This is a genomic window from Halomonas sp. 3D7M, assembly GCF_014897885.1.
In the GTDB taxonomy this organism is placed as follows: domain Bacteria; phylum Pseudomonadota; class Gammaproteobacteria; order Pseudomonadales; family Halomonadaceae; genus Vreelandella.
Window position 1 is genome coordinate 1 of record NZ_JABUZF010000233.1, and the last position, 3,844, is coordinate 3,844.

The 3,844-nt window shown below is 47.9% G+C and carries 4 protein-coding genes and 2 tRNA genes; 3 read left to right on the plus strand and 3 right to left on the minus strand.

The genetic code is table 11. The features are described from left to right. Window positions 1–287: 287 nt before the first annotated feature. The gene (locus INT22_RS12955; protein ID WP_089039838.1) at window positions 288–737 is read left to right on the plus strand and encodes an META domain-containing protein; all 450 of its coding nucleotides are present in this window, start codon (window positions 288–290) and stop codon (window positions 735–737) included. A 20-nt stretch (window positions 738–757) separates the two neighbouring features. On the opposite strand, the gene INT22_RS12960 is transcribed toward INT22_RS12955, so the two are convergent. Next, window positions 758–1,711: a LysR family transcriptional regulator gene (locus INT22_RS12960; protein WP_193060144.1), complete on the minus strand. Its 954-nt coding sequence runs from the start codon at window positions 1,709–1,711 to the stop codon at window positions 758–760. 83 nt (window positions 1,712–1,794) lie between these two features. Between INT22_RS12960 and INT22_RS12965 the strand changes: the two genes are divergently transcribed. Together INT22_RS12965 and INT22_RS12970 are read left to right on the plus strand one after the other, a co-directional pair. After that, complete coding sequence (locus INT22_RS12965) at window positions 1,795–2,433, plus strand: DsbA family protein (RefSeq protein ID WP_193060145.1); 639 nt, start codon at window positions 1,795–1,797, stop codon at window positions 2,431–2,433. Between the two features lie 104 nt (window positions 2,434–2,537). Continuing rightward, window positions 2,538–3,401, plus strand: a complete 864-nt coding sequence (locus INT22_RS12970) for an MBL fold metallo-hydrolase (RefSeq protein ID WP_193060146.1) — start codon at window positions 2,538–2,540, stop codon at window positions 3,399–3,401. A gap of 189 nt (window positions 3,402–3,590) precedes the next feature. Here INT22_RS12970 and INT22_RS12975 read toward each other — a convergent pair. Together INT22_RS12975 and INT22_RS12980 are read right to left on the minus strand one after the other, a co-directional pair. Beyond that, window positions 3,591–3,666: transfer RNA gene (locus tag INT22_RS12975), tRNA-Thr, on the minus strand. Window positions 3,667–3,738: 72 nt separating this feature from the next. Continuing rightward, window positions 3,739–3,813, minus strand: a tRNA-Gln gene (locus tag INT22_RS12980). Window positions 3,814–3,844 lie beyond the last annotated feature (31 nt).

Consider the following 3,844-nt stretch of genomic DNA (forward strand, 5'->3'; position numbering starts at 1 on the left):
GATAACTTTTGCATAACCACTTAACTGAGACAATGACATTAAAATTAATCACATTTTAGTCATCACATCATCTTCATATCGCATTCAGCCTTTCACAGCTCCAGCAAACTGGTGTGTTATAAAAAAACAATCAAGCAGCGATGAATAAAAAAAAGGTTTACTATTTATATAAAGCATTAAAACAAGAGCAGACTCAGGTTGTTAACAAAGTATCGGACAGAAGCTAAGGTAGCAAAACATTATCAATCCGATTATTATTTTATGACGCAAACCTAGAGAAACGCTTTATGAAAAAATTACCCCTTATCGCATCTACTCTTATTATCCTGCTAGCGAGCGGGTGCCAATCACACTCAGCGCCTCATCAAGCAGTCAAGCCTGACGAAACGCTAACCAATACGTACTGGAAACTGGTCACGCTTGAAGGGCAACCCATCATCACCGCTGAAAACTTTCGCGAGCCTCATCTTGTGCTCCATGAAGAAAATACACGGCTAGCTGGCTCAACTGGCTGCAATAACTTGATTGGCAGTTACCGTGTTGATGGTAAGCAAATAGCATTTGAACAAGTTGGCACCACGATGATGGCCTGCCCCGACACGCAAATGCGTAACGAGCAGGCAATGCTAAGCACACTTAATAACGTAGACACTTGGCAAGTAGACGGTGGTTCCTTGTCACTTAAAAATGCCAATGGCAAACCAGTGGCAGTATTTGAGGCCGTGCATCTTTATTAGCCATCGGTTTGCAGGTAAGCTCACTTAATGAAAGCGCCCTCTTGTCGCTGCTGCTCTCTACGTACAAGTATGTCGACAAACGCACGCACTTTCGCAGGACGAAAACGTGCTAATGGGAAAGCGACATGTATGCCGCCGGAGGGCAAACTCCACTGGGGCAAAATATGTATAAGGCGCCCGGCGGCTATATCGCCTGCTATGACATAATCCGGCAATACCGAGATTCCCGCACCAGCGTACAACGCTTCACGTACCGCGAGTGTCGCATCAAGAAAGATTGAGGCGCGCACGTGGATGGTTCTGCGTTCACCCTTACTGAGTGAAAACTCCCACTGCAATGGATGGGGCAGCGCTTTATTAGCAATGAACGGGAACTTCAATAACTCTTCCGGCTGAGAGAGCTGCGCCACCTCTTTTTCAAGGCTTGGCGATGCAACGAGCAATTGCCGAAAAGAGCCTATTTTCCTTGCTTGCACGCTTGCCTCTGTTAGCCAACCAACACGGATAGCCAGTTCGATATCCTCAGCCATCAGATCGACTTTTTGATCCCGCAGCGTAGCATCGACCCGGCAATCGGGATATTGCTGGGTATATGCAGCAATCGCAGGCACCACAAAGGTGACACCGTAATCGAAAGGGGCCGTCAATCGTAATGTGCCTGTCGGCTCCTGGGCTATTTCGCCTAACTCATCAAAAGCATCTTCAGCTTCACGGAGAATCAAGGCACAGCGTTGGTAAAACACTTTTCCAGCGGAGGTAACTTGTACCGATCGCGTCGTACGCGTGAGGAGAGAGGTTCTAAACTCTTGCTCAAGGCGTGCCACCTGCTGGCTAACCACCGCCTTGGTGATACCCAGACGCTCTGCGGCGGCCGTAAAAGACCCCGTTTCAACCACTGCCGCAAAGTAAGTTAAGCGCCGCAAGTTATTAAATCCGCCTAGCTTACTTCCACTTCGACTGTATGCTTTTTCCATACACATAATATGCTTCGTATGTATTTATCCGTCAATACAATCTCTTTAGCATGCGAGTCCATCATGTATAGAGAGACTCGACGATGAATAACACTTTGTATTACCTGTTCGACCCTTTGTGTGGCTGGTGCTATGGCGCAACATCATCTGTTTCAGACGTGATCGCGGCAGACGATATAAACGTGGTTCTGTTACCCAGCGGCCTTTTCTCAGGCCGTGGCGGAAGGCAAATGGATCATGAATTCGCGGCCTATGCCTGGAGTAACGATCAGCGGATTGAGCGCCTAACGGGGCAACTATTCACTCAACTATATCGCGATCACGTGTTAAGCGATCATCATCAGCGGTTTGATAGTAGTGCCGCTACGCTAGCGCTAACGGCAGTATCGCTTACCGCACCCGCCGATGAGTTCGAGGCTTTAAAAGCAATCCAATACGCACGCTACGTACAGGGTCGTGATGTGACATCTCAAGTCACGTTGGTTGAGATTCTACAAAGACTTGAGCTGACACAAGCGGCTGAGTTAATGACAGGTGCCAGTGAAACACTTATCCATTCCAATCGTTCTCGCATTTCACAGGCTCAAACGCTAATGCAGAAGCTTAACGTTCGAGGAGTGCCCACGTTCATCGCTCAGTCGAGTGGAAACCTAAAGGTTCTTTCCACGAATGAGTTGTATGCCAACCCCAGTGCGCTAGCCCAACAGATGCGCGCGCTATAACGCGCCAACTTAATCAATTGACCCTCTAAACAAAATTGCAGAAGAAAGAAAAAATGGCTACTCGGCGTATGTTTTTAAAGTCATTAACTGCCTTAGGATTATCCATGGCTATAAGTACTGGCAACCTAAGTGGCATAAAAAAGAGCCTCGCGTCTGATGATCAATTAAGTTGGCAGCATTTTCCTGCGGGAGAAAATGGCTTTTTCCGAGCGCCCGTATTGGTGACGGGAGCGACAGAGGCAGTATTAATTGATAGCAGCTTTACCTTATCTGATGGACGTGCAATTGCCGAGGCAATCCAACAGAGCGGTAAGCAGCTAACTACCGTCTATATTAGCCAAAGCGATCCTGATTACTATTTTGGCCTTGGCGCGATACAAGCAGCATTTCTCGATGCTCGCGTTATCGCCGCCCCCGCCACAATTGATGCTATCAAGGGAAATGTAGAGAAAAAAATCTCCACATGGTCACCCCAGCTCCAAGAAAACGGACCACAATCACTTGATGAAATCGTTATGCCCGAGGCGTTTGATGGCCAAGCATTGCAAGTCGATGGTCAAGACATTCAGATTGTTAATGTAGAGGGCCTGCCCAATCGTCGCTACCTCTGGGCTCCCTCCCTGGATGCTGTTTTTGGAGGTGTGCTGGTATTCTCAGACCTACACGTGTGGACAGCAGACACCCCTACTGCTGAACAGCGAGCGGCTTGGGTACAAGCGCTTGATGAAATGGCAGCACGCTCTCCTAGGGTCGTTATACCCGGTCACATGCAACCTGACGCAGCTATTGATGCTTCCGCGATTCAATATACACGTGACTACCTATTAGCATTTGAAGAAGAGCTCGCCAAAGCGAATAACAGCGATGAACTCATTGAAGCAATGACCCGTCGCTACCCAAATGCAAAGCTAAGCGTTGCACTACAGATTGGCGCTAAAGTAGCTATGGGGGAAATGAACTGGGGATAGTCATTTTTCTCTATAGTATAGAGGTGGACGATGACTATCTTTCTGCAATGGCAGCTTGGTCACCCAACTTGCAAGGTTCAGTTGTGAAGGTGCCCACGCTGTAGACACTTTATAGACACATACGAAAAAGCCGCCCTTTCGGACGGCTTAATCTAATTCTCTAACGCTCTGATTTTAACCACTTTTCAGTGGTGCCGACACCAGGAGTCGAACCCGGGACCTACTGATTACAAGTCAGTTGCTCTACCAACTGAGCTATGTCGGCTCTTCGCGCTTTCTTGAGAATATGATTGCTTCACTGTTAAGCTTTGCAATCAACAAGAAATCTTGTTGGCAATGGCTGGGGTACCAGGATTCGAACCTGGGAATGCCGATACCAAAAACCGGTGCCTTACCACTTGGCGATACCCCAACGTTTGGTGGCCAGAGACGGAATCGAACCT